At 63.4% G+C, this 22259-nt stretch carries 21 protein-coding genes and 2 tRNA genes; 9 read left to right on the forward strand and 14 right to left on the reverse strand.

What is annotated here, in order from left to right; genetic code table 11:
• Positions 1 to 16: 16 nt before the first annotated feature.
• From YUO_RS0104205 to YUO_RS0104225, 5 genes are all read left to right on the forward strand, one after another.
• Positions 17 to 754, forward strand: a complete 738-nt coding sequence (locus YUO_RS0104205) for a CpaD family pilus assembly protein (RefSeq protein WP_028346165.1) — start codon at positions 17 to 19, stop codon at positions 752 to 754.
• Positions 751 to 2046 carry a CpaE/TadZ family protein gene (locus YUO_RS0104210; RefSeq protein ID WP_028346166.1) on the forward strand — a complete coding sequence of 432 codons (1296 nt, stop codon included), beginning with the start codon at positions 751 to 753 and terminating at the stop codon, positions 2044 to 2046. Before YUO_RS0104205 ends, YUO_RS0104210 begins: the two co-directional genes overlap by 4 nt.
• Positions 2047 to 2532: 486 nt before the next feature.
• Positions 2533 to 2609 (forward strand) — tRNA-Thr (locus YUO_RS0104215).
• A 310-nt stretch (positions 2610 to 2919) separates the two neighbouring features.
• On the forward strand, positions 2920 to 3621 hold the full coding sequence (locus YUO_RS0104220; protein WP_235782617.1) for a ParA family protein: 702 nt from the start codon (positions 2920 to 2922) through the stop codon (positions 3619 to 3621).
• A complete protein-coding gene (locus YUO_RS0104225) occupies positions 3590 to 4621 on the forward strand; it encodes a hypothetical protein (RefSeq protein WP_156908468.1) in 1032 nt (343 codons plus the stop codon). The genes YUO_RS0104220 and YUO_RS0104225 overlap by 32 nt, the downstream gene beginning before the upstream one ends.
• Before the next feature lie 251 nt (positions 4622 to 4872).
• Here YUO_RS0104225 and YUO_RS0104230 read toward each other — a convergent pair whose 3' ends face one another.
• The 8 genes from YUO_RS0104230 to YUO_RS0104265 form a co-directional block, all read right to left on the reverse strand.
• On the reverse strand, positions 4873 to 5700 hold the full coding sequence (locus YUO_RS0104230) for a tetratricopeptide repeat protein (RefSeq protein ID WP_028346169.1): 828 nt from the start codon (positions 5698 to 5700) through the stop codon (positions 4873 to 4875).
• A gap of 168 nt (positions 5701 to 5868) precedes the next feature.
• A complete protein-coding gene (locus YUO_RS48615) occupies positions 5869 to 6114 on the reverse strand; it encodes a PilZ domain-containing protein (RefSeq protein WP_028346170.1) in 246 nt (81 codons plus the stop codon).
• A 211-nt stretch (positions 6115 to 6325) separates the two neighbouring features.
• The gene (locus YUO_RS0104240) at positions 6326 to 6664 is read right to left on the reverse strand and encodes a lipid-A-disaccharide synthase N-terminal domain-containing protein (protein WP_028346171.1); all 339 of its coding nucleotides are present in this window, start codon (positions 6662 to 6664) and stop codon (positions 6326 to 6328) included.
• Positions 6664 to 7404: a glycosyltransferase family 2 protein gene (locus YUO_RS0104245; RefSeq protein WP_028346172.1), complete on the reverse strand. Its 741-nt coding sequence runs from the start codon at positions 7402 to 7404 to the stop codon at positions 6664 to 6666. The genes YUO_RS0104240 and YUO_RS0104245 overlap by 1 nt, the downstream gene beginning before the upstream one ends.
• A 74-nt stretch (positions 7405 to 7478) precedes the next feature.
• Positions 7479 to 8324 carry a phosphatase PAP2 family protein gene (locus YUO_RS0104250; RefSeq protein ID WP_028346173.1) on the reverse strand — a complete coding sequence of 282 codons (846 nt, stop codon included), beginning with the start codon at positions 8322 to 8324 and terminating at the stop codon, positions 7479 to 7481.
• Between the two features lies 1 nt (position 8325).
• Complete coding sequence (locus YUO_RS0104255) at positions 8326 to 10068, reverse strand: ArnT family glycosyltransferase (protein ID WP_028346174.1); 1743 nt, start codon at positions 10066 to 10068, stop codon at positions 8326 to 8328.
• A gap of 77 nt (positions 10069 to 10145) precedes the next feature.
• On the reverse strand, positions 10146 to 12290 hold the full coding sequence (gene pbpC, locus YUO_RS0104260) for a penicillin-binding protein 1C (RefSeq protein ID WP_051379212.1): 2145 nt from the start codon (positions 12288 to 12290) through the stop codon (positions 10146 to 10148).
• Entirely contained in the window at positions 12287 to 17500 is a 5214-nt protein-coding gene (locus tag YUO_RS0104265) for an alpha-2-macroglobulin family protein (RefSeq protein ID WP_028346176.1), read from the reverse strand. The genes pbpC and YUO_RS0104265 overlap by 4 nt, the downstream gene beginning before the upstream one ends.
• Positions 17501 to 17807: 307 nt before the next feature.
• On the opposite strand from YUO_RS0104265, the gene YUO_RS0104270 reads away from it, so the two are divergent.
• The 3 genes from YUO_RS0104270 to YUO_RS0104280 all read left to right on the forward strand — a co-directional run bounded on the left by YUO_RS0104270 (position 17808) and on the right by YUO_RS0104280 (position 18625).
• Positions 17808 to 17884: transfer RNA gene (locus YUO_RS0104270), tRNA-Arg, on the forward strand.
• A 114-nt stretch (positions 17885 to 17998) separates the two neighbouring features.
• Entirely contained in the window at positions 17999 to 18256 is a 258-nt protein-coding gene (locus YUO_RS0104275; RefSeq protein WP_028346177.1) for a hypothetical protein, read from the forward strand.
• Positions 18257 to 18358: 102 nt separating this feature from the next.
• Complete coding sequence (locus tag YUO_RS0104280; RefSeq protein WP_028346178.1) at positions 18359 to 18625, forward strand: DUF3551 domain-containing protein; 267 nt, start codon at positions 18359 to 18361, stop codon at positions 18623 to 18625.
• 64 nt (positions 18626 to 18689) lie between these two features.
• Here the strand turns inward: YUO_RS0104280 and YUO_RS0104285 are convergent, their stop codons facing one another.
• Both YUO_RS0104285 and YUO_RS45920 read right to left on the reverse strand, forming a co-directional pair.
• On the reverse strand, positions 18690 to 18965 hold the full coding sequence (locus tag YUO_RS0104285) for a hypothetical protein (protein ID WP_051379213.1): 276 nt from the start codon (positions 18963 to 18965) through the stop codon (positions 18690 to 18692).
• A 172-nt stretch (positions 18966 to 19137) separates the two neighbouring features.
• Entirely contained in the window at positions 19138 to 19470 is a 333-nt protein-coding gene (locus YUO_RS45920; protein ID WP_156908469.1) for a hypothetical protein, read from the reverse strand.
• A gap of 170 nt (positions 19471 to 19640) precedes the next feature.
• Between YUO_RS45920 and YUO_RS39715 the strand changes: the two genes are divergently transcribed.
• Positions 19641 to 19910: a hypothetical protein gene (locus YUO_RS39715; RefSeq protein WP_051379214.1), complete on the forward strand. Its 270-nt coding sequence runs from the start codon at positions 19641 to 19643 to the stop codon at positions 19908 to 19910.
• 183 nt (positions 19911 to 20093) lie between these two features.
• On the opposite strand, the gene YUO_RS0104300 is transcribed toward YUO_RS39715, so the two are convergent.
• From YUO_RS0104300 to YUO_RS39720, 4 genes are all read right to left on the reverse strand, one after another.
• Positions 20094 to 20414, reverse strand: coding sequence for an H-NS histone family protein (locus tag YUO_RS0104300; protein WP_028346180.1), 321 nt, complete (start codon positions 20412 to 20414; stop codon positions 20094 to 20096).
• Positions 20415 to 20426: 12 nt separating this feature from the next.
• Positions 20427 to 20672 (reverse strand): hypothetical protein, encoded by a 246-nt coding sequence (locus YUO_RS45925; RefSeq protein WP_156908470.1) that lies wholly within the window; start codon positions 20670 to 20672, stop codon positions 20427 to 20429.
• A gap of 815 nt (positions 20673 to 21487) precedes the next feature.
• Entirely contained in the window at positions 21488 to 21790 is a 303-nt protein-coding gene (locus tag YUO_RS0104310; protein ID WP_028346181.1) for a hypothetical protein, read from the reverse strand.
• A gap of 44 nt (positions 21791 to 21834) precedes the next feature.
• Positions 21835 to 22083: a hypothetical protein gene (locus YUO_RS39720; protein ID WP_035725857.1), complete on the reverse strand. Its 249-nt coding sequence runs from the start codon at positions 22081 to 22083 to the stop codon at positions 21835 to 21837.
• Between the last annotated feature and the right edge of the window lie 176 nt (positions 22084 to 22259).

Genomic DNA, 22259 nt, shown 5'->3' on the forward strand with positions numbered 1-22259 from the left:
GACGGGGGACAGGACGATGACGGGCAGACATCATCTCGATCGCTATCGCACGCTGCGCCTTGTCGGCGCCCTTGCCTGCCTCTCGGCGGTGCTCGGCGCTTGCACCTCGACCGGCGAGGAAGTGACCGCAAGCGTTCCATACGACTACCGCCACCGTCATCCGATTGCGGTGACCGAAGCCAACCGCTCAATCGTCGTGTTCGTCGGCCATGCCCGCGGCGGCCTCTCAGGGTCGCAGCGTGCCGACGTCTTGGGCCTGGCGCAAACCTGGGTGCGCGAAGGCACCGGCGCGATCATAGCCGATGTCCCGGTCGATACGCCGAACGCGCGCGCGGCTGCGGCGTCGTTTCGGGAAATCCAGTCGGTGCTGATGGCGGGTGGCGTGCCCTCACGCGCCATCACGATGCGTCACTACCGGCCGGACGATCCACGCACGCTGCCGACGATCCGGCTCAGCTATCCGAAGATTTCCGCTGTCGCCGGCCCTTGCGGTCTGTGGCCGCAGGACCTCGGACCGAATATCGACAACGTCGCCTACAACGAAAACCGCCAATACCATAATTTTGGCTGCGCCACCCAGCGCAACCTGGCGGCGATGATCGACAATCCGGCGGATCTCGAGCAGCCGCGTCCAGAGTCCGCCGCCTACACGTCGCGGCGCAGTATCGCCTTTGACAAATATCGCAAGGGCGTTGCGACCGAGACCACCTACCCCGAAGCCGACAAGGCCAAACTCAGCGATACAGGCAAATGATCAGCCGCGTCTTTCAAAACTCCGACGATCAACTGGACGACACGCCGACGCAGCCCGAGGAATACATCTCGCCGGCACCGCGCGTATCGGTACAGGCCTTTTGCGCCAGTGTGGCGATCGCAACCGCGGTTCGCGCGGCGAGCGAAGACCGCCGTCTCGGCAAGGCCCATCTTTCGGTTCACATGGGCGGCATTGCCGCCGCCATCGAGGCCTACCACACGGCGCCAACGCCGAACGTGATCTTGCTGGAGACCGAACCCGGCAGCGATATCCTCGAAGGGCTCGATGAACTCGCGACCGTCTGCGACGCGGGAACGCGCGTCGTCGTGATCGGCAGCGCCAACGATGTCACGCCCTATCGCGAACTGGTGCGGCGCGGCGTCAGCGACTACGTTACCGGACCGATCGAACCCATCGACGTCGTGCGCGCAATATGCGGCCTGTACGCGGCCTCCGAGGCGGTGGCCGTCGGCCGCATCGTCGCCGTCGTCGGCGCCAAGGGCGGTGTCGGTGCATCCACCGTCGCGCATAACGTGGCCTGGATGATTGCGCGCGATCTCGCGCTCGATTCCGTCGTGATCGATCTCGATCTTGCCTTCGGCACCGCCGGCCTCGATTACAATCAGGATCCGGTCCAGGGCATTGCCAATGCCGTCTTTCAGCAGGAACGGCCGGACTCCGCCTTCATGGAGCGTCTGCTGGCGAAATGCACCGATCGCCTCAACCTGTTGGCGGCGCCCGCAACCTTGGACCAGGTCTACGATTTCGGCGCCGACGCATTCGATGCGATCTTCGATACGATGCGCATGACGACCCCCTGCATCGTGCTCGACGTTCCCCACCAATGGTCGGCATGGACCAAGCGCACGCTGGTCGGCGCAGACGACATTCTGATCGTCGCTGAGCCTGACCTCGCCAATATGCGCAACACCAAGAACATGCTGAACGTGCTGAAGGCGGCGCGGCCCAACGACCGCCCGCCGCTCTATTGCCTGAACCAGGTTGGCATGCACAAGCGTCCGGAGATCTCCACGCGCGAATTCGCCAAGGCAATCGAGAGCCAGCCGATCGCGGCCATTCCGTTCGATTCGAAGATGTTCGGCACCGCCGCCAACAACGGCCAGATGATCGCGCAGATTGCCGCCAAGCATCGCACCACCCAGATGTTCCTGCAGATCGCGCAGCGCATGACGGGCCATGCCGTGACCAAGCGGTCGCGGACTTCGTTCCTGGCACCGATCATCAAGAAGCTGCAGGGCGCGACGGCCCGCAGGGCCGCGAGCAAAGGATAACGGCGCAGCGGCGTTGGACGGCGACGCTGATCGCGTTTTCGGGCGAAAGCCTGCCCCGGACTTAATCGGGATAGCGCTTCGTGTGAAGAAAACGCGTCAAAACAAAAACTAAAGCTCTATACCGCCGTATCATGGTCGGCGCTCAATGCATTCATGAAGTTTGCTCTAGCCGGAGCCAACCTCTCGTGCTCTTAATTCGGGAGTGGCTTTATCTTTGGCCGCGCGGTCGCCTACTTCGTAGTGCGCTCACCCCGTGGAGTGGCAGCCATGGTGCAGAACCTCGTAACCGGATTTGTCGTAGTGGCTTTGATTATCATGGGCGTGATTGCTTACGCCCAGAAACATGAAGGGTGCTTGCACGGACGCTCGCTCCAAACCTTCAAGCCCTGCGGATCAATCAGCGCTAATATATAGCGGCTGCCCGCAATGCCGCGGCTAACATCGCGAGACAGTGGCTCTGCCGTATAGGTGCTGCGCTAATTTTCAGCCGGCGTAGCTCCTAATGGGAGAGCGGGTGCTTTGTACGCATCAGGTTGCTGGTTCAAGTCCAGCAGTCGGCTCCATCGGGAGACCGGGGTACTCCGGTCGGTCAGCGTGGGGCCCGGCTCATCACAGAAAGGCATCCGAGCGGCACTGCAATCAAACCATCAGTGTTCCGACTGTAGGTTTTGGCGCGGCTCTATCACGTGTTGATGGATATGTCCGCGAGTGGCCCAAATGTGAACCGGCCGGTGCGTTGGGCGACGTATAGCGCGGTGTAGCGTTAGTGGGCTGGGCCTTGATTTGGTTGTGAGTTCCAGGCTCGCTTTTGATGCGATTCACGACGGGGAGTGGTAGGTCACCGATTGGTAGGCTCAATTTTTTCGATGACACGTGCGTTTCATATCGTTGTTTATCGGGGATGCGCAGGAGATGTACGTTCTTGCTCTGGTCACCCAAAAAGGCGGAAGCGGCAAGAGCACGCTGGCCGTCGGACTTGCAGTCGCGGCAATGGAGAACGGGGAGCGCGTCGCATTTGTCGAGGCTGATCCACAAGGCACGATTTCAAAATGGAAGGAGCGGCGCGGCAATCCCTTTCCGCGGGTCGTTCGGGTCGCCGATCCTGCCGAGATAGAAGGGGCGCTGGTCCGCCTCGAAGCTGAGGGCATCTGGCTTGCGATCATCGATACTGCCGCCACGAACAATGCGCTGGCCACGCACGCCATCACGAAGGCCGATCTTTGCCTGATCCCGACGCGTCCGAGTCCCGCGGACATCGAAGCTGCAATACCGACGCTGATTGCTATTCGTAGGTTCAAGCGCCGATTTGCGTTCGTCCTCAATCAGACGCCACCGCGGGGCTGTCGTTTGAGCGAAGCTGCAACTTCCCTCAATTCGCTCGGCGTACTAGCGCTTCCCTACGTCGGACAGCGCAACGACCACCAGGACGCGCTGGGGACGGGATTGGGTGTGACCGAGTTTGCACAAGAGGGAAAAGCCTCGGAGGAAGTTCGTGAGCTGTGGCGCTGGGTCTTGAAAAAGCTTGTCGAGGGGTCGTTAGATCATGAGCCACACGCAAAAAAGGCGGCGTGCTAGCCATACCCGCTTTGCGCGACGCTCGCTGGTGGAGCTTACCGCGGCGGCGAGCCGAGTCGTTGACGATGGCCTGTTTGTGTTGTCCAGCGGGATTGCTGCTTCCAATCCGCGATCGGAGCACACGGGCGAGAAGACGTCTGATCAAGCAATCCTTGCAAGGCAAGCGATGGCTCCGAGTCCCGTTGCGGTGCTTGAATCTCGGAATGCGGCGGCGCCGCGCAAGGATGAACTCCTAGATTCCGACACTACCACCGAGATGATGGTGAAGATTGCCAAGGACTATCAAAACAGAGCTTTTGAGGACATCAAAACCAGTCTGAATGCTGCGTTGGGCCATGCAAAGGACCTCGTAGAGACACGGGTGGGAGGCGAAGCGGCGTCGAAAGGCATCGGCGGTTCCAATCTTGAAAGCAATTTTTTGACCGTTCTCAAAGAAGCCGCAACGGAGTTCCGCGCTGATGTGGTCGAATTGAGTGTGCAGAAGGAACCAGCCGACGGCGCAGGGCAGCCGCAACCGCGATACATGCGGCGGCTCACCGACGAGGCGGTCAGATTGCTGGACGATCTTCGGAGCGGCAAGCTGGAGAATCAGGCGAACTTCATCTTGAGCGAATGCTTCAGAGAAGCCGCCAGCGCCTTCTCTATGATCAATCAGCAGCTCAAGCGCGAGGGCTATGCCGCGAGCATTGATCCATCAATCTTCATCTGGCTTGCCAATATCACCGAACCGGAGACGCGCGACACCGGGACCATGCGGCTTGAGATCGTACCCAACCACCGAGGTCGTCCGAGCACGTACACGCGCCAAGTCGCTCAGTTCATCTGGCACCTTGTCGAGGGGCAGGGCTGCCGGCGACAGGCCGCATATCAGGCGGCGCTCACGAAGTTCACCGTAAGCGCGAGTTTCGCCGAGAAGGCCTATGCCTTTTGGGAGCCGATCTTCAAACGGGCGGGACCACACGTGAAGATGCTGACCCGCATTTCAGATCCAGAAATGTAAAGCTAAGCAGCGCGGGCATTTGGCGTCCGATTTGACTGAGGCCGAGGCCCCGCCGAGGACCGCCCGGCAACTTCGTCCGAGCTTTGGACGAAGAGGACGCTGACGTTAGGGCCGTTCCTGCATGGCCCACGATTGCGCTGATAAGGGGCCGGAGCGAAGCCGGCTGATCTGCCGGTCCAGACGCCGACCAAGTACGAGCTGATGGTCAATCTGAAAACCGCCAGGGCGCCCTAATGAGAACCGATAGAGCTTTATTCGGAACGCCGGGCCGCGGCGATCGGCATCTTGTCGGCCTCGGCCCGCGCGTTCTCCTTGTCCTTTCGCACCAGCATCCGCTTCAATTGCGCGACGTGGGCGGCCGCCTCGGCGGGCGGCAGGTCGGCCTTCACGATCTTTTCTGCCTCGGCAAAACGACCCTGCAGGCCAACCGCCAGTGCAAGATTGGCGCGCACGCGCGGATCGGTCCCCGCCAGATTGTGGGCGCGGCGCAGCGTCTCCTCGGCCCTGGCTAGATCCTTCGAAAGCACGTAGGACAGTCCGAGATTGGACAGCACCGACGGATGGTCGGGCACGATTTTCAGCGCGCTCGCATAGTATTGCCGCGCCTCCTCGTATCGGCCGAGTTGATCGAGTGTTGCTCCCTGCGCCGACAACAGCCGCCAATCGGGATCGTCGGGGCTGTGGGCGCGGCCGAGCACGTCGAAAGCCTGCTGGAAATTGCCGTTGTCCGCCAACGCGCGGCCGTAGGCTGCGAGCAACAGCTTATTGCCCGGGTGGGCGATGGAGGCCTGTTCGAGCACCGCAACCGCCTGCGACCGCTGCCCTGTCGCGCGAAGCGCCTTACCGTATTTCAGCGCCGCGTCGGCATCCTTCGGATTGGCGCGATAGCGTTCCTGGTAAAGTTGGATATCGCGGCGCGGATCGGTGGCGTGGTCAGTGTAGGCCTTCTCGCCGATCGAACCGGTAATGTCTGACAGTCCCGAGGTCTGGCAGCCGCCAAGCCCCAACGCCAGGATCAGGGTCGACGTGCACGCAAGGAGCCGCGTGACGCGGGGCGGATGGGACAATTTCTGGAGCATGTAGCGGGACTCACGGCGGCGACTGTCCCAGAAGTGTTCACAGCTTAACCCTAAGTTCCGGTTAAGCTGGCCCGCTTTTGCGGTAATTGGCGACCTTGGCGGGCGGCTCCCGCCAGGCATGCGCTTGCCGGCCCGCTCTCGGGCCGACCGCACCGGCGGGGCGATGGCCTAGTCGAGGAATTGCGCGCCGAGTTCGCAACCGATCCGCCAGGCCAGCTTGCACTGACGCGGCCTTCCCTCCGAAAAGATCACCGTGAATTCGGGAGGAATTTCGGGATATTCGGCGATGATCTTCACGCCGCCATCCGACATGTCCGTAATCATGCAGTCGCGCGGCAATCCGCCGGTCGCAAACTGTATTTTCGCAAAATTTCTGCACGCACGTCGTTCGCTTCTGCGGCGATTCGCTAACATGTCTACCCTGGCCTTGCTGGAGTGATTCACCCGAAGGTGCCCTCAGCTTTACCGAAGAATTGTTGGAATTGACCTAGCGCAACGGCTCGCAATGTAACTGATCCGTTCGAATTCCGTTTACCGAATCCGGAACCTTCGAGCACCTGCAAGCCACGCTGCAATTTTCAGCAAATTAGAGGATGATCGCGACGCGGCGTCGAGCCGCTGACGGTCAGCGATCGAGCGTCTTCGAGGCGGTGGCACGGTTCTTCACGATCAGCATGATGTTTCTGATGTAGATGATCGTGGCCATGGACTGGCCGATGATGATCACGGGCTCGCGCTTGGCGATGCCGTAGATCAGCGTCATCATGCCGCCTCCCATCGAGAAGAGCCAGAACGCCATCGGCACCACGCTCTGTCCGGCCCGTTCGCTCGATATCCACTGCACCAGGAATCGCGCGGTGAACAGCAATTGCGCGATCAGCCCGAACGCCAGCCAGAAATCGAACTTGGCGACGAACACGTCGTAGAGATAGTCGCCGAGCGCCTGGCCAAATTGAATCAGCATCAGCGAACCTCGATGGCAACGGGCGTCGACTTCTTGCGCCGGATCAGCCACCACACGCCGGCGAGATCCATGATCCCGATCCATAACCGGTCAAAGAAGCCGTAATTGGACACGCCGGATTGGCGCGGGCGGTCGATCACGTCGACGTAAGCGATGTCGAAACCTTCGCGGCGCACCAGCGCCGGCAGGAACCGATGCAGCCCGTCGAAATAGGGCATCGACAGGAACACTTCGCGCGGGAACGCCTTCAGCCCGCAACCGGTGTCGCGGGTACCATCGCGCAGGATCGCGCTGCGCACGCCGTTGGCGATCCGCGACTGCAGTTTCTTGAAGCCGGTGTCCTTGCGCCCGACGCGTTGGCCTGCCGCAAGACCGACGCGGCCGTCGCCTTTTTCAACTGCCGCGATCAGGTCCGGCAGGAACGCCGGATTGTTTTGCCCGTCGCCGTCGAGCGTCGCCACGATGGCGCCGCGCGCGGCCCGCACGCCGCTGCGCACCGCTGCCGATTGCCCGGTCGAGGCGGCGTGCTTCAGGTGCCGAAGCTGCGGATATTGTTTCATCATCGCCGCCAGCCGCTCGGCGGTCGCATCCGTCGAACCATCGTTGACATAGATGATCTCGTAGGCCCAGCGGCTGCCGAGCGCGCTGACCATTTCCGCAATCAGCGGCGCGACGTTGTCCGCCTCGTTGCGTACCGGTACGACGATTGAAACGGCGACCGCATCTCTGTCGGCAGGTATCAAATCGGCACTCGTCTGGTTGGTTTGGAAGGACCCGGAACCGGGCGTATCGGGCCGTCTGGCGGCGTCCGCTTTTATGGGGCGAAAGCGCCCCGGGCAACCCTTTTGAGGCGCCCGGACGAGGGCCCCGCAAGGGACACGATGCTGCCGTCGCGCTGGATCGCAAATCCGAGCCGGCGGGCCGCAAACCAGTATCGTACGAACATCGCTCCGACGATGCCGACCAGGGCCCCGGCAACCACGTCACTCGGATGGTGGGCGACCAGCACCAGACGGGTCGCCGCGATGATGAGGGCATAGACGGCCATCGCAAAGCGAGCCTTCGGCCAGATGACCGACACGGCGAACGCGAGCGCAAAGGCGGTCGTGGCGTGGCCGGAAGGAAAGCTGAAATAAGCGGGGTTGCCTGCGAAGTGCGAGAAGTGGAAAGCATTGGCCTCGCCGCCGACAAATGGCCGACCGCGACCGATGCTGTATTTCAGCACCTCGGTGACCAGACTGGACAGGGCGACGGCGCAAAAGATGAACTGCAGCCGTGTTCCGAGACCGAGCAGCAATGAGCGGCGGATGCCATGGAGGGCCGGTGCGGCGATCGCGACCGCGATCAGCAATCCTCCCAGCCCCGCCAACACATATTCGTCCTTGCCGAAATCGGTGAGAATGCGGACCCACCACAGCGAGGGCGTGCCGCGCTTTGGCATCTGGGCGATTTCCCATGCGTCGATCGCATACATCAACACCACGATCGCCGCGCCCAGACCTGCCGAGATCCACAAGGCGTGACGCGCCGCTCGCCGTGCGGCCTCGGCCCGCCGAGAATGCGACGGCGACCGCACGAGTTGCGCCAATGACAGCCACGTCAGCGTGGAGAAGCGCGCAAGATAGTTTTTGGAATCGTCAACAGAAGGGCTCGCAGCCATCTTACTCCGTGCCTTCCGAGCGGAAGATGGCGATTGAGATCGCCTTGCCCTGCGAGATGTTATAGCCCTCGATCCGCGTCGCCACGTTGTAGCGCAGCCCGATCGCTTCGGCGCGCTGGACGAAGGCGCGTTCGGTGCGCGATTCCACCAGCGCGAAGCGGCAACTGCCCTGCCCGAGGAAATCGGCCGCGCCCGATCCGTCGGTGAGCAGCGTGCCGGTACCGGTCATGAAGACAAGGCTCGGCTCGTGAAAGCCCGCGGCCGCCGCCTTTGGCCCGACGCAGACCACGTTGCGAAGCGCGCGTGCGATCTCGGCGCTTGGAAACATCGCAGTGAGCGACGGCATGACAATACCGTAGATTCCGACCGCCAGAAACATCGCCGCGACCACGGCATTCAGCAGCGAGCGCTCGGCGCGGCTGTCCTCGAACATCCACCACGCGATCAGGCCGAAGATCATCGCTGCCGCCAGGAAGGGCCAGGCCGGAAATGCCGGGTAGTGCGTCAGCTTGATGGCGCCGATGACGGCGATCACGGATGCCCCGGCCGGAATGACAAACCACCAGGCCGCGCCGCGCATCAGCCAGGACCGCGACAGCACGCGGCGCTCCAGCGCGCCGGCGGTGAGGATCGCAATCGCCGGATAGAGCGGCAGCACGTAATGCGGCAGCTTGGTCAGCACCAGTTCGAACACGATCCATGATGGAACCAGCCACGCCAATAGATATTGCGCGCCGGGCTCCCGCCGCGCGCGCCATACCGCCGGCGCCGCCATTCCCGCCAGCGCCGCACCGGGCCAGAACGTGACCCAGAACAGCAGCAGATAGAGGCCGGGCGGCGCGCCGTGGGATTCCTGCGCGCCGAGCTTGCTCAGCATGTCGCCGCCGAGCGAATTGGAGAAAAAGGCCTCGCCCGCGCGCCAGAAGATGGCAACGAACCAGGGCAGCACCAGCACCAGCGTCCACATCAGCCCCCAGACCGGGCGCAGCCGCCAAAGCCATGCCGCCGAGCGGTCGAGGATCGCGAGCGCCAGGATGGTCAGTCCGACGAACATCAGGATCAGCGGTCCCTTGAGCAGGATGCCGCCGGCCAGCGCCGTCCAGAAGATCGCCGGCGGGGCCCAGGGCGGACGCGCCGGATCCTCACCCCGCTGCCAGGACAGATACACCCGCGCCATTGCCCCCATCGCGGCGACAACGGTCAACAGCAGCATCGCGTCGGTTTTGGCCAGCCTTGCTTCGGCGCCGAGCAGGACGGAACTGCACATCATCAGCGCCGCCAGCGCGGCCCCGCGCCGCGTGACAAAGGCGAGCGCCGCCCAGTAGGTCAGGAGAACCGCGCCGATGGCCCCGATCAGGGAGGGAATCCGGTAAAGCCAGATGCGCAACTGCGCGCGCGGCAGGCCGAGCGATGAGGCGGTTTCGACCACGGCGGCCTGCAGCCAGTAGATGCCGACCGGCTTCTTGTAGCGGACGTCGTCCTGGAAGCGGATGTCGACGAAATCGCCGCTTTCGACCATCTGCTTGGTCGCCTGCGCAAAGCGCGCCTCGTCGCGGTCGATCGCCGGAATGTTGAAGAATCCGGGCAAGAAGAGCACGATGCCGCAGAGCACCAGAAACGCGATCGCGCGAAAATGGTTCGCGGTGGCATAGTCGAATACAACCGCCAGCCTGCGACCGGAATGTGCAGGTTTTACAGGCTGTTGGCCCGCTCCAAAGCGTGGGGAGTGCAAGGTTTCCACCATGCTGTTCGCATACGATGAAACCGCAGTGCAAACAACACCGCAAAACCCCTAAGTCGTGGTCAACAGAGCGTTTTTCCTTACTGTACCCGGATGACCACGGTATCGGCCGCCCCCGTCGCATCGATTACGGTCAGCCGGGCAAAGCCCGGTCCGGGCGGATCGACCAGCCCCCGGCGCCGGCTATCGATCTCGCCGACCGAGGCGCCGTTCACCATGACGGTCAGCGGCAGCACGCCGCCGGCGACCTTGACCGGCAGCGCGGCGGCCTGCCCGTCGCGTGAACGGTCGACGTCGATGCGCGAGCCGTTCAGGGGAAACTGGATGCGCGGCGCAGAATCGCTGCCGGTCCGGATCAGTTCGCCGACCGGATGGAACCGCCGCAACGGCAATGGCAGTTTGGCGTTGCTGGCGATCAGCGCTCCCTTTGGCGGCTTCGGCAGCGCCGCCGGGATTTTTCCGGTGCGCGCAAAGGCGTCGAACAGGATCGGCGCGGCGGCGGTGCGGCCGACCAGACCCGGCACCGGCGCGCCGTCGGGGCGCCCGACCCACACGCCGATCGTGATGCGGCCATCGAAACCGACCGACCACGCGTCGCGATAGCCGTAGCTGGTGCCGGTCTTGAACGCGATTCTGTTATGCACGCCGTTTTCCGGCGGCGGCGTGCCGAGCAAGACGTTGCCGACCTGCCAGGCAGCGGTCTGATCCATCAGCCGCAGCGGCTCGCGCTCGTCCTCGGTGAGCATGATCTCGCGCAACGGCCGCGCCGCGCCCAGCCGCGCCAACCCGGCATAGAGCTGCGCCAGGTCCTGCAAGGTAACGCCGACGCCGCCAAGGCCCATCGCCAGGCCCGGCGCTTCGTCCTTCGGCAGCACGAGATTGCCGCCGGCCTGCTTCAGCCGCGACGTCAGCCGGCTGGAGCCGACGCGGTCGAGCAGCGCGATCGCCGGTACGTTCAGCGAGAGTTGCAACGCCTTGCGCACCGGCACGGTGCCCTGGAACATCATGTCGAAATTTTCCGGCGCATAGGAGCCGAAGCGGATCGGGCGGTCGTCGATTAGGCTTTCAGGGTGCACAAAGCCATCCTCGAACGCGAGCCCGTAGATGAACGGCTTTAGCGTCGATCCAGGCGAGCGCACCGCGCGGGTCATGTCGACCTGCCCAGCGCGGCGCTCGTCGAAATAATCCGCCGAGCCCACGCGCGCCAACACGTCGCCTGTTTCGTTGTCGACCGCGATGATCGCGACTGAAATATTCGGCCCCTGCGCCACGGCACGGTCGCGCGCCAAGACTTCCAGCGTCTTCTGCAAGCCGGAATCCAGCGTGAGCTTGATCAGCCGCGTATCTTTCACCGTCGCCATCGCGGCATCGGAGGAATGCGGCGCCAGGATCGGCATCGGCTTGCGCAGCCGCGGTACTGCGACCGCCTTGGCCTGCGCCGCGTCCTCTTTCGACACCACGCCATCCTCGACCATCCGTGCGAGCACGCGGTCCCGCGCCGCGTGGGCGGCTTCCGGATGACGGTCGAGCCGGCGGCGTTCCGGCGATTGCGGCAGCGCGACCAGTAGTGTGGCCTCGCTAAGCGAAAGCCGCTTCGGCTCCTTGCCGAAATAGGCAATGGATGCGGCGCGGATGCCTTCGAGATTGCCGCCGAACGGCGCCAGCGCCAGATACAGATCGAGGATTTCGTCCTTGCTCAGTTGCCGCTCGAGCTGGACCGCGCGCACCATCTGGCGCAGTTTTGCATACACCGAGCGCTCGCGCCGCGGCTCCATCAGCCGCGCCAGTTGCATCGTAATCGTCGAGCCGCCGGAGACGATGTGGCCGCTTGTAGCGAGCTGCAGCGCGGCGCGTCCCAGCGCCAAGGGATCGACACCGCCATGCGACCAGAACCGGCGGTCTTCATAAGCGAGTAGCACCTTGAGATATCCGGGATCGACCGCGGTCTTTGCATCGACCGGCAGCCGCCAGCGACCATCGGCCATCGCATAGGCGCGCAGCAGCTTGCCGTTGCGATCGACGATGGTGGTGGAGACTTTGCGCGCCTCTTCCAGCGGCAACGGACCGAGCGAGTAGACCCAACCCGCGAAGGCGGTCGTGATGACGACGAGGGCAAAGGCCAGCGTCACGGCGATCCGGAAAAAGCGGCGAGGCCCAATACGGCCGTCATGGCCGGGCTTGCCCGGGCATGACGATTGAGATTGTCGTGACACTGCGTCGCTCATTTCGCCGGACGCACCTCGACCGAGCCGGTGCCGGTACGGCCGTAGCGCGAGGGGTTGTACATGTCCTCGACATAGGCCTGCGGCAGCACGTATTTGCCGGGCGAGACCGCGCGCACGATGTAGGCCACCGTGAAAACCGACTGGTCGTCGCTGGCACGGTCGATCGCCGCGGTGAAGCGGTCGTCGCGGAACTCGGTATGCTCCGGCTCCTCGCCGTCCTCGATCCAGTCCAGCGTGCCGGAGTCACCGGACGACACCAGGCGCGGGTTGTCGATCTCGAGACCGGCCGGCAGATAGTCGGCCACCATGATGTGCCCGTGTTCCGGCTTGGCCTCGGTGATCTTCAGCACCACCGCAAAACGATCGTTCTGCTTGGCCTTGGTGACGTCGGCGGGCTTGCCGTCGAGCGTGAAGTAATTGCGCTCGATCTTGAAGCCGTTGGAAGCCGCGGGCTCCGGCGTAACCGGCGAGCCCGAGACCGAGACCACCGCCTGCAGCGGCGCATCGCCGGTGTTGGTGATCCTGACCGGCTTGCCGGCCACCGCCTCGGCCTTATAGCTGCGATAGACGGCGGCCTTGACCGGCGATCCATCGATATCAAGCGCCAGCGTTTCCTTTGACAGCGCTCGCGCGGCCAGCACCATCCAAGCATTCTCCTGCGTGGAGGTGTAGGGCGTCAGCCCCCGCGCCGCTTCGACCCGCTGAACGGCCTGTGTTAGTGTCGCCCGCGGCGCGTTGCCTTCACTGGCGAGCGATACCAGCGCCGCTGCGTCGCGCAGTGCCGAGCCATAATCGACGCGGCCGAACTCGAGCGCCGGTTTTGGCGCCAGCGCATCGAGTGCCGCAGCATAGACCCGCTCCGCCCGCGTCTTGTCGCCGACCAAGGCCAGCGCCGCAGCGAGCTGCGATTTCGCAATCGGGGTTGCGAGATTACTCAGCTTGGTATCGGCGAGATAACGGAGATCGCCGATTGGCGCTGCGCCATTGCGGGCGAGCACGTAGAGGCCGTAGGCCAGATCGCGGCCGCCGTCCTTTTCCGGCTCGTTGGCATTGACCACGGAGTTGCGGATGCGATCCAGCGCGTTCTTGAACAACACGTCCGGCACCGCAAAGCCCTTTTCGCGGGCCCGCGTCAGGAAGTCCGTCACATAGGCATCGAGCCAGGCGTCTTCGCCGCCCGCCGACCACAGGCCGAACGAGCCGTTCGAGCCCTGCCGCGCCAGCAGCCGTTCGATCGCGTCCTTGATGCGCTGGTCGACGGCGGTATCCATCGCCAGATGCGCGCCGGCTGCCAGATCATTGACATAGAGCAACGGCATTGCGCGGCTCGTGATCTGCTCGGAGCATCCGTGCGGATAGCGATCAAGCGCCTTCAAAATGGTCGCCGCATCGAGTGCGGTGGACAGGCTGACCGACAGCGACACGCTGCCGGTGCCCGACACCAGGTCGGAGAACATGTCCGAGGTCAGCGTGAGGCTCTCACCTTTCGCCAGCGTCCGGATCGAGCGCCGCGCCAGCACCTGCGTCGCCGCCTTGACGTCGAGCGCATAATGCCGTGCCAGGGTCAGGCCGTTCGGGCCCTTGATGTCGACGTCGAGATTGGCAGTGCCGGCACCGCCGGCGTCAAGCGCCAGCGACATCGAGGTCCGCTGCTTGGCGGCGAGTTTGACCGTCGTGGCCGGATTACCCGTCACCTTCACGGGTCCCGAGGTCTTCACACTGATGCTGTAGTCGCCAGGGGCGCCCTCGACATTGTCGAGGTCGAAACTCATCGTGCCCTTGTCGCCATTGAGCAGGAAGCGCGGCAGCGTCGCCGTCAGCACGACGGGATCGCGCACCGTGACATCGATGGTGGCACGGCCGAGCTTGGTCGCCGTCCACCCGACCGCCATCACCCGCGCAGTGCCGGCGAACTCCGGAATGTCGAAACTGACCTCGGCGGTGCCGTCGGCGCCAACCGTGACGATGCCCGAATAGAGCGCGAGCGGCTTCTGCGTGGGCGGCGAGCCCTGCATCTCGGCGCCGGCGGAATCGCCGCCGGTCCTGATTTGGCCGCGGGTACCCTGCATGCCATCGATCAACTGCCCGTAGAGGTCGCGGATTTCGGCGGTCAGGCGGCGCTGGCCGAGATAATAGTCATCGGGTGCCGGCGGCTTGTAATTGGTCAGGTTGAGGATGCCGACATCGACCGCGGCAACCACGATCTTGGCGTCCTCGCCGGGATTGAGCCCGCCCAGCTTGACCGGGATCTCTAAGCTGGTGCCGGGCCGAACCAGCGGCGGCGGCGACAGCGCGACCTGCAGCGTGCGGACCTTCTTGTCGATCCCAAACCATTTTAGCCCGATCGCCCGTCCGGGCATCCGCAACGCTGCCGCGTCCAGCGGTCGCCGCAGCGTCGCCAGCACATAGGCGCCGGTGCCCCAATCCTTGCCGACGGTCAATTTGACCTGCTGGGTGCCTTCCTTGACGTCGACGGTTTGCGTGGTCAGGAGGCGATCGCCGAGCACGTTGACCGTGAGCTTGCCGGCGGTGCGGGCATTGACCGACACCACCATGGTGTCGCCGGAAGCGTATTCCGGCCTGTCGATCGAGGTCTCCAGCAGGTCCGGCGTATCGGCGCTGCCGTCGGAATACCAGCCAACATCGAACTGCACCGAGGTGATCGGGCCATCCGCCTCGTTCGATTTGACGTCGAGGCGGTAGCGGCCGGGCTCCGGCGCGACCGACACCCGCGCTGCTTTGTCTGATGTCAGCGCCAGGTCGCCGTCGGCAACGCGCCTGGTCGATTTGACCGGCTCATATTCCCAGGACGAGTTCTGGCGATACCACTGATAGCGCGACTCCATCTTGAGGAGTTCGTAGCGCAGGCCATCTCGCGACAGTTGCTTGCCGTCCGGGTTGACGAAGACCACGTCGAACTCGGCCTTGTCGCCCTCAGCGACGCTCTTGTCGCCGAACAGCGGCTTGATGCCGATCTGGGCCGCGGTCGGCGCCACGGGGAGCACCAGCTTGCGCTCGACAGCGCGGCCGCCGGTCTCCACCATCCGGATGAAGATCTGCGCCTCCTGCGGCTGGGTCGAGGTCGGCGTCTTCGCCAGCGACACCGGGAAGGTCGCCACACCGTTGGCGTCGGCCTCCGGCAGGTTCTCGATCGGGGTGCGCTCGTTGGAAGCGGTTTCCTCGTCCTCCACGCCGAACTGATAGCCGGGATAGCCGGGCCGCCCGGAGGCCGCTGGGGCGACCAGCATGTCGCCTTCGAGTTGCAGGCCCGACGCCGGCGCACCATAAAGGAATCTACCAGCGACCTTCAGTTCAACCGGAGTCTCAGCCTTGATCACCTTCTCCTTGGCCGAGACGTCGAATTCGATCCGTTCGGGGATGTAGTCCTCGACCATGAAGGTGGTCTCACCGACGGACGAGCCCTTGGGGTCGGTAAAGGCGCGCACCCGCCAGGTCCCGGTCGGGACCGCCGAATTGAGCGGCACGGCCATGGAGCGGCCGCCCGCGCCCTGGTCGGGGAGCTGGGCGCGGCGGAATTCGACGCCATCCGGCCGCTCGATCACCAGCGTCAGCGGCCCGCCCGCCATGGCGTTGCCCTGCCCGTCGCGCAGCAGTGCCGTCAGGTAGACCGTCTCGTTCGACCGGTAGACCCCGCGCTCGGCATAGACGAAGGCGTCGGCGCCAGGAGGCACGACCCGTCCCGACACACCGCGGTCGGTGAGATCAAAGGCGTTGGTCTTCAGGCTGAGGAACGCGTAGTCCGCCTTCTCGCTCATCACCGTCAGCAACGCCGGCGAGAGCCCGCCCTCGCCGCGCGCAAGCCCGGCCTCGAACAGCACGTGGCCGGCATCGTCGGTCTTGCGCGTGGCCAGGATCTCGTTGTTGCGCGCGACCAACCGCACTTCGGCCTTAGATACGGCTTCGGTCGAAGCTAGCGAATTGACAAAAACATGGATGCCGTCATTGCCGGAAAACGCCGTTAGCCCCATGTCGGAGACGATGAACCACTGCGTCGCCAGCGTGCCGTCATCGTCGCTGCTGCTGCCCGGGCCCTTGGCGGCGGCCGTCATCACGTAGACGCCCGGCTGCAGATCGCCGAGCGTCTGGTCGACCGGGAACGCCGTCACCACGTCCTGGTTTAGCGTGGAGGCGGTGGCGAGCTCGCCGGACCAGACCTTGACGCCGCGCTCGTTGCCGAGATCGGAGAGCTGATAGCTCGAGAGCGTCTTCTGAAAATCGCTGTCGACCACCGTGTTGATCAGATTGCGGTCGCCGATCCGGAACACGTTGACGTTCACCGAAGGCGTATTGACGCTGACCAGCGGAATGCCGCGCTGGCCGGTGCGCGGCAGCACATAGGCGCGGCCGGTGAAGCGCACGAACGGCTTGCGGTCGCGGACGTAGACGTTGAACTCGGCCGATTTCGGCAGACTCTCTTTCACGGTGGACGGCAGGCCGGCGCGCAGGTTGATGTTGTAGCGCTCGCCATGCTTCAGCCCGTCGACGCAGAGCTGCTTGCCCTCGCTCGTCAGCGCCGGCTTGTCGGTGCCGGCCTGCGCCACGAACGGCGCGAAATCGACCCGCTTGGCGAGGTCTTCGGAGAACTGGAAACAGGCGCGCGGCGAGGCGCCGTCGGAATCCACGGTATAGTCGAGCAGCCGAAAGCCGTGCTGGTCCCGCACCTTCTCGTACTGGCCGCGGACCTCGGCGACCTCGCGCATGTCGAGCGACAGCCGCAGCGCATCGAGTGCCGGGCGCCACAGCTTGCGCTCGGACATCGCCCTGCCGAGCACCGCCAGCGCATCGGCCTCCTCGGCCTGGTTGCCGGCGCGCTGATAGGCGATGTAGGCCGCGGTCGAGGCGCGCTCGTAGAGGAAGGTCTGTTCGCTGGAACTGACGGAGCGGATCTGGAAGATGGTCTTGGCGAGCCGCAGCCAGTTGGCGCTGTCTTCCGGCGTGGTCGCTGCGATCTGGCCGAGGATCTGCAGGCCCACCCGGAAGTCGGCGCGCTTGAAGGCGGCATCGGCGTCGTTGCGCAGCGTCGCGGAGGATTTCGCCACCGGCCCCGCCTCGCTCTTGATCTGGGCCTCCAGCTTCACGGCCGAATCGGCCAGCTCGTCGCGCTTGAACGCCTTGTCCGCGGCCCCCGCCGCCGTCAGGCCAAGCGCCAGCGTGGCGCAAATCACTGTGGCGCGAACCAAACCGATCATGATGGGCTCCTTGCCGCGGACAGATGCCGCGTAATGACCAAAAAAGGCGCGAAAGGTGACGGACTGATGGCGGCGGTGAAGGCTTGCGGAAGGGTCGCATGCATGGCTTAGGCAGTCCAAACGGTCGCGGCCGTCCCGTAGCAGACGGTCAGCGGGGAGGCATGTATATTGGGGCAGGCCCGAGGCTACAGCCCGCCGTCTGGCTTTGTCGCCCCCTTGAGGAAATCGGTTCGACCGTCTTGGCGGAAAGGCGGATTTTTCATATTGGCAGTGGTAGAAAGGCTCAAGGCGGCGAGACCGCCCCGACGGTCCCGTAGCTCAACCGGATAGAGTAGCGGATTTCTACTCCGCGGGTTGCAGGTTCGAATCCTGCCGGGATCGCCACCACCATTTCGCGCTTTTCCGCAATTTCGACTTCATTCTCGTCTCGGTTGGATTCTCGGCTTATGATGCCGGCCAGCGATTGCTTCCGTTGCCCTGACAAAGGATGCGGACGTCATGCCAAAAAAGGGAATCACCGGCCACGACGAATGGGTCGTAACAGAAGCGCTGGCGACGGCGCTGGTCGCACTTGAGCAGCTCGAGCCGACCCAGCAGTCGCGCCAGCAGATGGACGATATCCGCAAACTACTGGCGGCCAATTGTCAGCCCGGGACCATCAACCTGCATCTCGCCCAGGCCAAGTGCCGGCTGAACCCCCATGCCGATCGCGCCGTCATCTATCGCGAGTACGGATTTCAGGACTGGGAAGTCTGAACGGCGAGTGTGCTACCTGCTGGAATAAGCTCGGAGCGCTGGTGTTCTGTCGTGGGGAGAGGACCGCGATAATTGTGCGAGGAAGGCTGGGAGGATATTGGGATGAAACTACCGCACGCACCCGTCACGGCAATAGCTCTGACGATTTTGGCCGCGACGATCGCCGCGCCCGCCCGAGCCCAGACCTACGATCCGAGCTATCCCGTTTGCCTGCAGGTCTACCAAGGCTTCGTGGACTACTATTTCGAGTGCCACTATCGAACGATGGCGCAGTGTCAGGCGTCGGCATCGGGCCGCTCCGCGCAATGCGTCGTTAACCCGTACTATGCCGGGCGCGGCAAGCGCCAGAAGCGGTACCAGTCCTATTGAGAATCGGGTCGCTTCGATCGGCGGCGCTCGGCATGGCTCGCACCTCGCCGCTCCCGCCCCCTGTTCACCAGCCGTAGCTGCCGAGCGCCAGCGGCCTTCGTTGCGCCTTAGCCGTTCGCGTCGTGTCGGATTGCAGGCAACGCCGGGCCGCTTCGATCTCGGCATCGCTCGCGCCCTTGCTTCGTGCCCAGTGCTCTGCGGCGGGCGCACTGTATTTCGCCACGTAGTAACGCACTACCGGACACGAAATTCGACGCAAGACACCGGACTGGTCCCCCGCATATCCGGCGCTTGATGTACCCAGACACAGCGCCAGCACACACATCCAACGTAAGGCCATGTGATTCCCCTCTCTGTGTCAGAGGGCCATGGCTTTCAGCGACGCATCAAGCCCGATTGTGAGTTCCGCCAACGGAACGGTCGGAGCTGTGCTTAAGCCGCAACTATTACCGTCGTGACCGCGCCGCTGCGCCCGGTGAACGCGACTTTCTACGATCATTAAAATTGATTGTTTACGAAAAAGGCCGAACCTGATTGCCGCCCGGGGACGATCCGTTAGCCTCTGCTCGCCAGGGCTGCGTGAACCGTTGGTAGCCGAGATGGAATTCGACCGCCGATCTGTCGCAAGGACGACGATTTCGAAAAGCGCATTGCTGTTCTTTGACGCTCAGCGCGGTGTCTTCACCTGCCGCGTTCAGGATGTCACGAATTCCGGGGCTGGAATTGAACTCCACGACCTCAACCTGCTGCCCCTGAATTTCGAATTGACCTTCGATAATTTTCACAACATTCGGGAATGCCGCGTGATCTGGCGGCAAGGCGATTTCGTCGGTGTTGCGTTTCAAAGCTGATCGATCTGCGACCAGGCGTCATCCCGTGGAGAATGGAACTAACAGCGCGGCTCCGCGTAGATTCCCTGCTTCGGTTCCACCGGCACGCAAGCTAATGACGGGCGAGCCACCTTCGCGTATCGTTTGCGCAGGGGTCGTTTGGAGTTTGCGACGGGAGTTCGAACATGTCCTGGGATCGTCCGTTCGCTCAGCCTGTGCCGCTCCCGAAGGGGCCGCCAGCGCAAACCTTGCGAGATGCCGCCGACTACATCAGGACCCTTCCTCAGCCCGAACGCGACCGTCAGGAATGGCGGCTTGCCGTCCAGATGCTTATTGATGCCGCCGAAGATCGTGGACCCATGCTGTTCGCGCGCATGGGAATTGTCAGAGCCTTTGAGACGAGTATTGAAACGACGCTCGATGCGGAGCCCCAGGATCCCGCCAAGGCAAGCTGAAATAAAGCAAAGCTGAAAGGAGACCGTGACGCCGGCATCTGAGCCCAGGTCGGCGTCACGCAAGTGCCGGGGAGCGTGAAGACGCTTCACGCCCGGCATTTCCAAATCGAACGAGAACTCGCGCTCGCAGGCGACCCGTAACAGATCGGAGCGACGTCCGCCGCCGAATGGCTGCAGGCCGGCCTAGGCTACCTTCCTAATTCGGAAATCATCGATCCGCTTGCCGGATTTCAGTTTTGCGGCGAGCCAGCGAGGCGTCTTCCCTCGGCCTGCCCATGTCTCGGACGGCCGATCGGGATTCCGAAATTTCGGAACGACCGTCGGATACGGACGACGCCCTGTCGATGATTTCATGCGCTCAGCTTCGACGCCCTTGAGTTGCTTCAGGCGATCTTCAAGGAGGCGCTTCTCTGCAAGCAGAGTCGTTGCAAGCCTGGCGGTTACTTCTTCGTGGAGTGCCCACAGCTCATCCGTGGACATCGATTTTAAGGCTTTCCGGTTCACGACCGTCCCCAATCATGATTCGATGGTTATCATCGTTGGTTGCAAAACATGAACACAATAGCGCTGATTCAGAACCTCCTTCGGGCAGAAAAGTTCCATCCCTGCATCGTGCACAATACAACCATAACGGAATCCACTCGAAGATGCACCAAGAAGATGCGCCAAATTTTGTTCGCCCGTGATCATTAAGGAAGCGCCGGCGGCGACCATCTGTGACTTTTGTTCTACGCTATTTGGGTGCCCATAATAGCCGAGCACTCGTCTCCCTGGGGTAGGTGACAGGAGCGGCACCCGGCTATTCGGGCCGCGCGGCGGTGCGGCCTGAACAGGAACTCATTTATGATTTAAGGGAACTTTAAAAAGCTATTGAATCATAAACGATTTTGTCGGAACGCAAATCGCGCGATCAGCACTGAGCTTTGCCGCGGAACCGAGACGACCGCAAACGGCTACGAATAGCCCTGGCGTGAGGAAACGTAACGCTCCCGACACGTTTCCCTGTCTCGTGAATGAACAGCCGAGCGCGAGGATACCTTGAGTCCGCCACCACCCGAATTCGATCGCGACGAGGCGCTGGTGTGTATGGCGCTGGCGTTCTGCCTGGCCGGTGCATCGACCAGCATCATCTATCGGCTGCTGGGTTAGGAGGTCCGGACGGCTCAGTGAACCGCTGTGCGCATGCCAGCGAGCGCGTGGCGCGCTTTCGGCTTTGCGACGTGACGGTGCCGATGAAGCGAGGTAAGCGGCGGCTCGAATGCTCGCGGTCAGGAGGTAGACGAGGCCCGGAGTGCCTAGGAGTCCGGGCCTCGTGGCCTCCAGTGGTAGCGCACGTCGTGATGAACGAGCGCCCTGCCCCCCGCTGCAAGCGACGGCGTTATAGATCGGCGTTGCATGCACGGCCAATCCGTACGAGTACGGTAAGCGCGCGCCATGCGGTTCTGTGTGACAAATTGATCAGCAAAACGCGGTAGCGCGGATCGCGCGCAATATCCGGGCTGGGGTCACTGCATTCTGTCACGCTCCAAGAGCGAGATCTGCGGCGAGCTACGACAAGCGCAGCTATTCGCCTGCCTCTACCGCTTGTCGAACGGAATATACTGATGATACTCTTTCGGCACCGAGCTCCGGTAACGCGCGGGCACCGTGCCGCGGTCGATCGAACGGTCGATCTCCTGCTGCCGGGTCATCCTGGCCGGTTTCTTTTTCTTCGGCGCCGCCTTCTCCTTTTCGGCCGCGGCGGCTTCCGGCGCGGCGGGAGATGGCGTTGCCGTTGCGGCGGTGCCGCCATCCGGCGCGCCCTGCGCCAGCGCGACGGCCGGCAGCAATACGAGAGCCGCCGCCGATGCGGCCAGCGCAAGACGAGACGGCTTTTGCATGGAGAACTCCAGTTCTGGCCTGCTCCCTTTCCAGCCTGATCCTATTACGTCCGCAACCGTCCGCACACCGTGATTTTGGCGAGGCGGACGGGCGTGGACCGGCTATGCTTGACCCGGCTGCAGGTCGTAAAGACGAACGCGAGCCGGCTGCATTGCCAGTCCGGACCAAGCGCTGCGCTCAAGACCGGCTCCGGCTTGGACAGGCCGGGCGCAAAGAAACCGATGGCGCAGGCCAGCGAGACGATGACAGCGGCGAGAACGAGGTTTTTGCGGGTCCACCAATTGTGCGGCATGGCGGGTCGCTCCTGTTTCGGAAGCCGGGAGAATAGGGTCACCCCGCCGCGGTGCCTGTGAACGACTTCACACTACACGGGTTTGTGCGCGAGCCCGATGGACCTGGAAATGGGTATAACTCGCGCAAATCCGTTGCGCGCGCGGAAGCGTTGACCGACATTGCCCTCGGTGCGAG

Origin of the sequence: Bradyrhizobium murdochi (assembly GCF_000472965.1) — a bacterium.
GTDB lineage: Bacteria > Pseudomonadota > Alphaproteobacteria > Rhizobiales > Xanthobacteraceae > Bradyrhizobium > Bradyrhizobium murdochi.

Excerpts from the sequence above, each read along its gene's own strand:
- YUO_RS0104280 (WP_028346178.1), top strand. The coding sequence starts at position 18,359 with ATGAAACTACCGCACGCACCCGTCACGGCAATAGCTCTGACGATTTTG.
- YUO_RS0104285 (WP_051379213.1), bottom strand. The coding sequence starts at position 18,965 with ATGGCCTTACGTTGGATGTGTGTGCTGGCGCTGTGTCTGGGTACATCA.
- YUO_RS48615 (WP_028346170.1), bottom strand. The coding sequence starts at position 6,114 with ATGTTAGCGAATCGCCGCAGAAGCGAACGACGTGCGTGCAGAAATTTT.
- YUO_RS0104275 (WP_028346177.1), top strand. The coding sequence starts at position 17,999 with ATGCCAAAAAAGGGAATCACCGGCCACGACGAATGGGTCGTAACAGAA.
- YUO_RS0104250 (WP_028346173.1), bottom strand. The coding sequence starts at position 8,324 with ATGGCTGCGAGCCCTTCTGTTGACGATTCCAAAAACTATCTTGCGCGC.
- YUO_RS0104230 (WP_028346169.1), bottom strand. The coding sequence starts at position 5,700 with ATGCTCCAGAAATTGTCCCATCCGCCCCGCGTCACGCGGCTCCTTGCG.
- pbpC (WP_051379212.1), bottom strand. The coding sequence starts at position 12,290 with ATGAGCGACGCAGTGTCACGACAATCTCAATCGTCATGCCCGGGCAAG.
- YUO_RS0104210 (WP_028346166.1), top strand. The coding sequence starts at position 751 with ATGATCAGCCGCGTCTTTCAAAACTCCGACGATCAACTGGACGACACG.
- YUO_RS0104240 (WP_028346171.1), bottom strand. The coding sequence starts at position 6,664 with ATGCTGATTCAATTTGGCCAGGCGCTCGGCGACTATCTCTACGACGTG.
- YUO_RS0104225 (WP_156908468.1), top strand. The coding sequence starts at position 3,590 with ATGAGCCACACGCAAAAAAGGCGGCGTGCTAGCCATACCCGCTTTGCG.
- YUO_RS39715 (WP_051379214.1), top strand. The coding sequence starts at position 19,641 with ATGTCCTGGGATCGTCCGTTCGCTCAGCCTGTGCCGCTCCCGAAGGGG.
- YUO_RS0104310 (WP_028346181.1), bottom strand. The coding sequence starts at position 21,790 with ATGCAAAAGCCGTCTCGTCTTGCGCTGGCCGCATCGGCGGCGGCTCTC.
- YUO_RS0104265 (WP_028346176.1), bottom strand. The coding sequence starts at position 17,500 with ATGATCGGTTTGGTTCGCGCCACAGTGATTTGCGCCACGCTGGCGCTT.
- YUO_RS39720 (WP_035725857.1), bottom strand. The coding sequence starts at position 22,083 with ATGCCGCACAATTGGTGGACCCGCAAAAACCTCGTTCTCGCCGCTGTC.
- YUO_RS0104205 (WP_028346165.1), top strand. The coding sequence starts at position 17 with ATGACGGGCAGACATCATCTCGATCGCTATCGCACGCTGCGCCTTGTC.
- YUO_RS0104255 (WP_028346174.1), bottom strand. The coding sequence starts at position 10,068 with ATGGTGGAAACCTTGCACTCCCCACGCTTTGGAGCGGGCCAACAGCCT.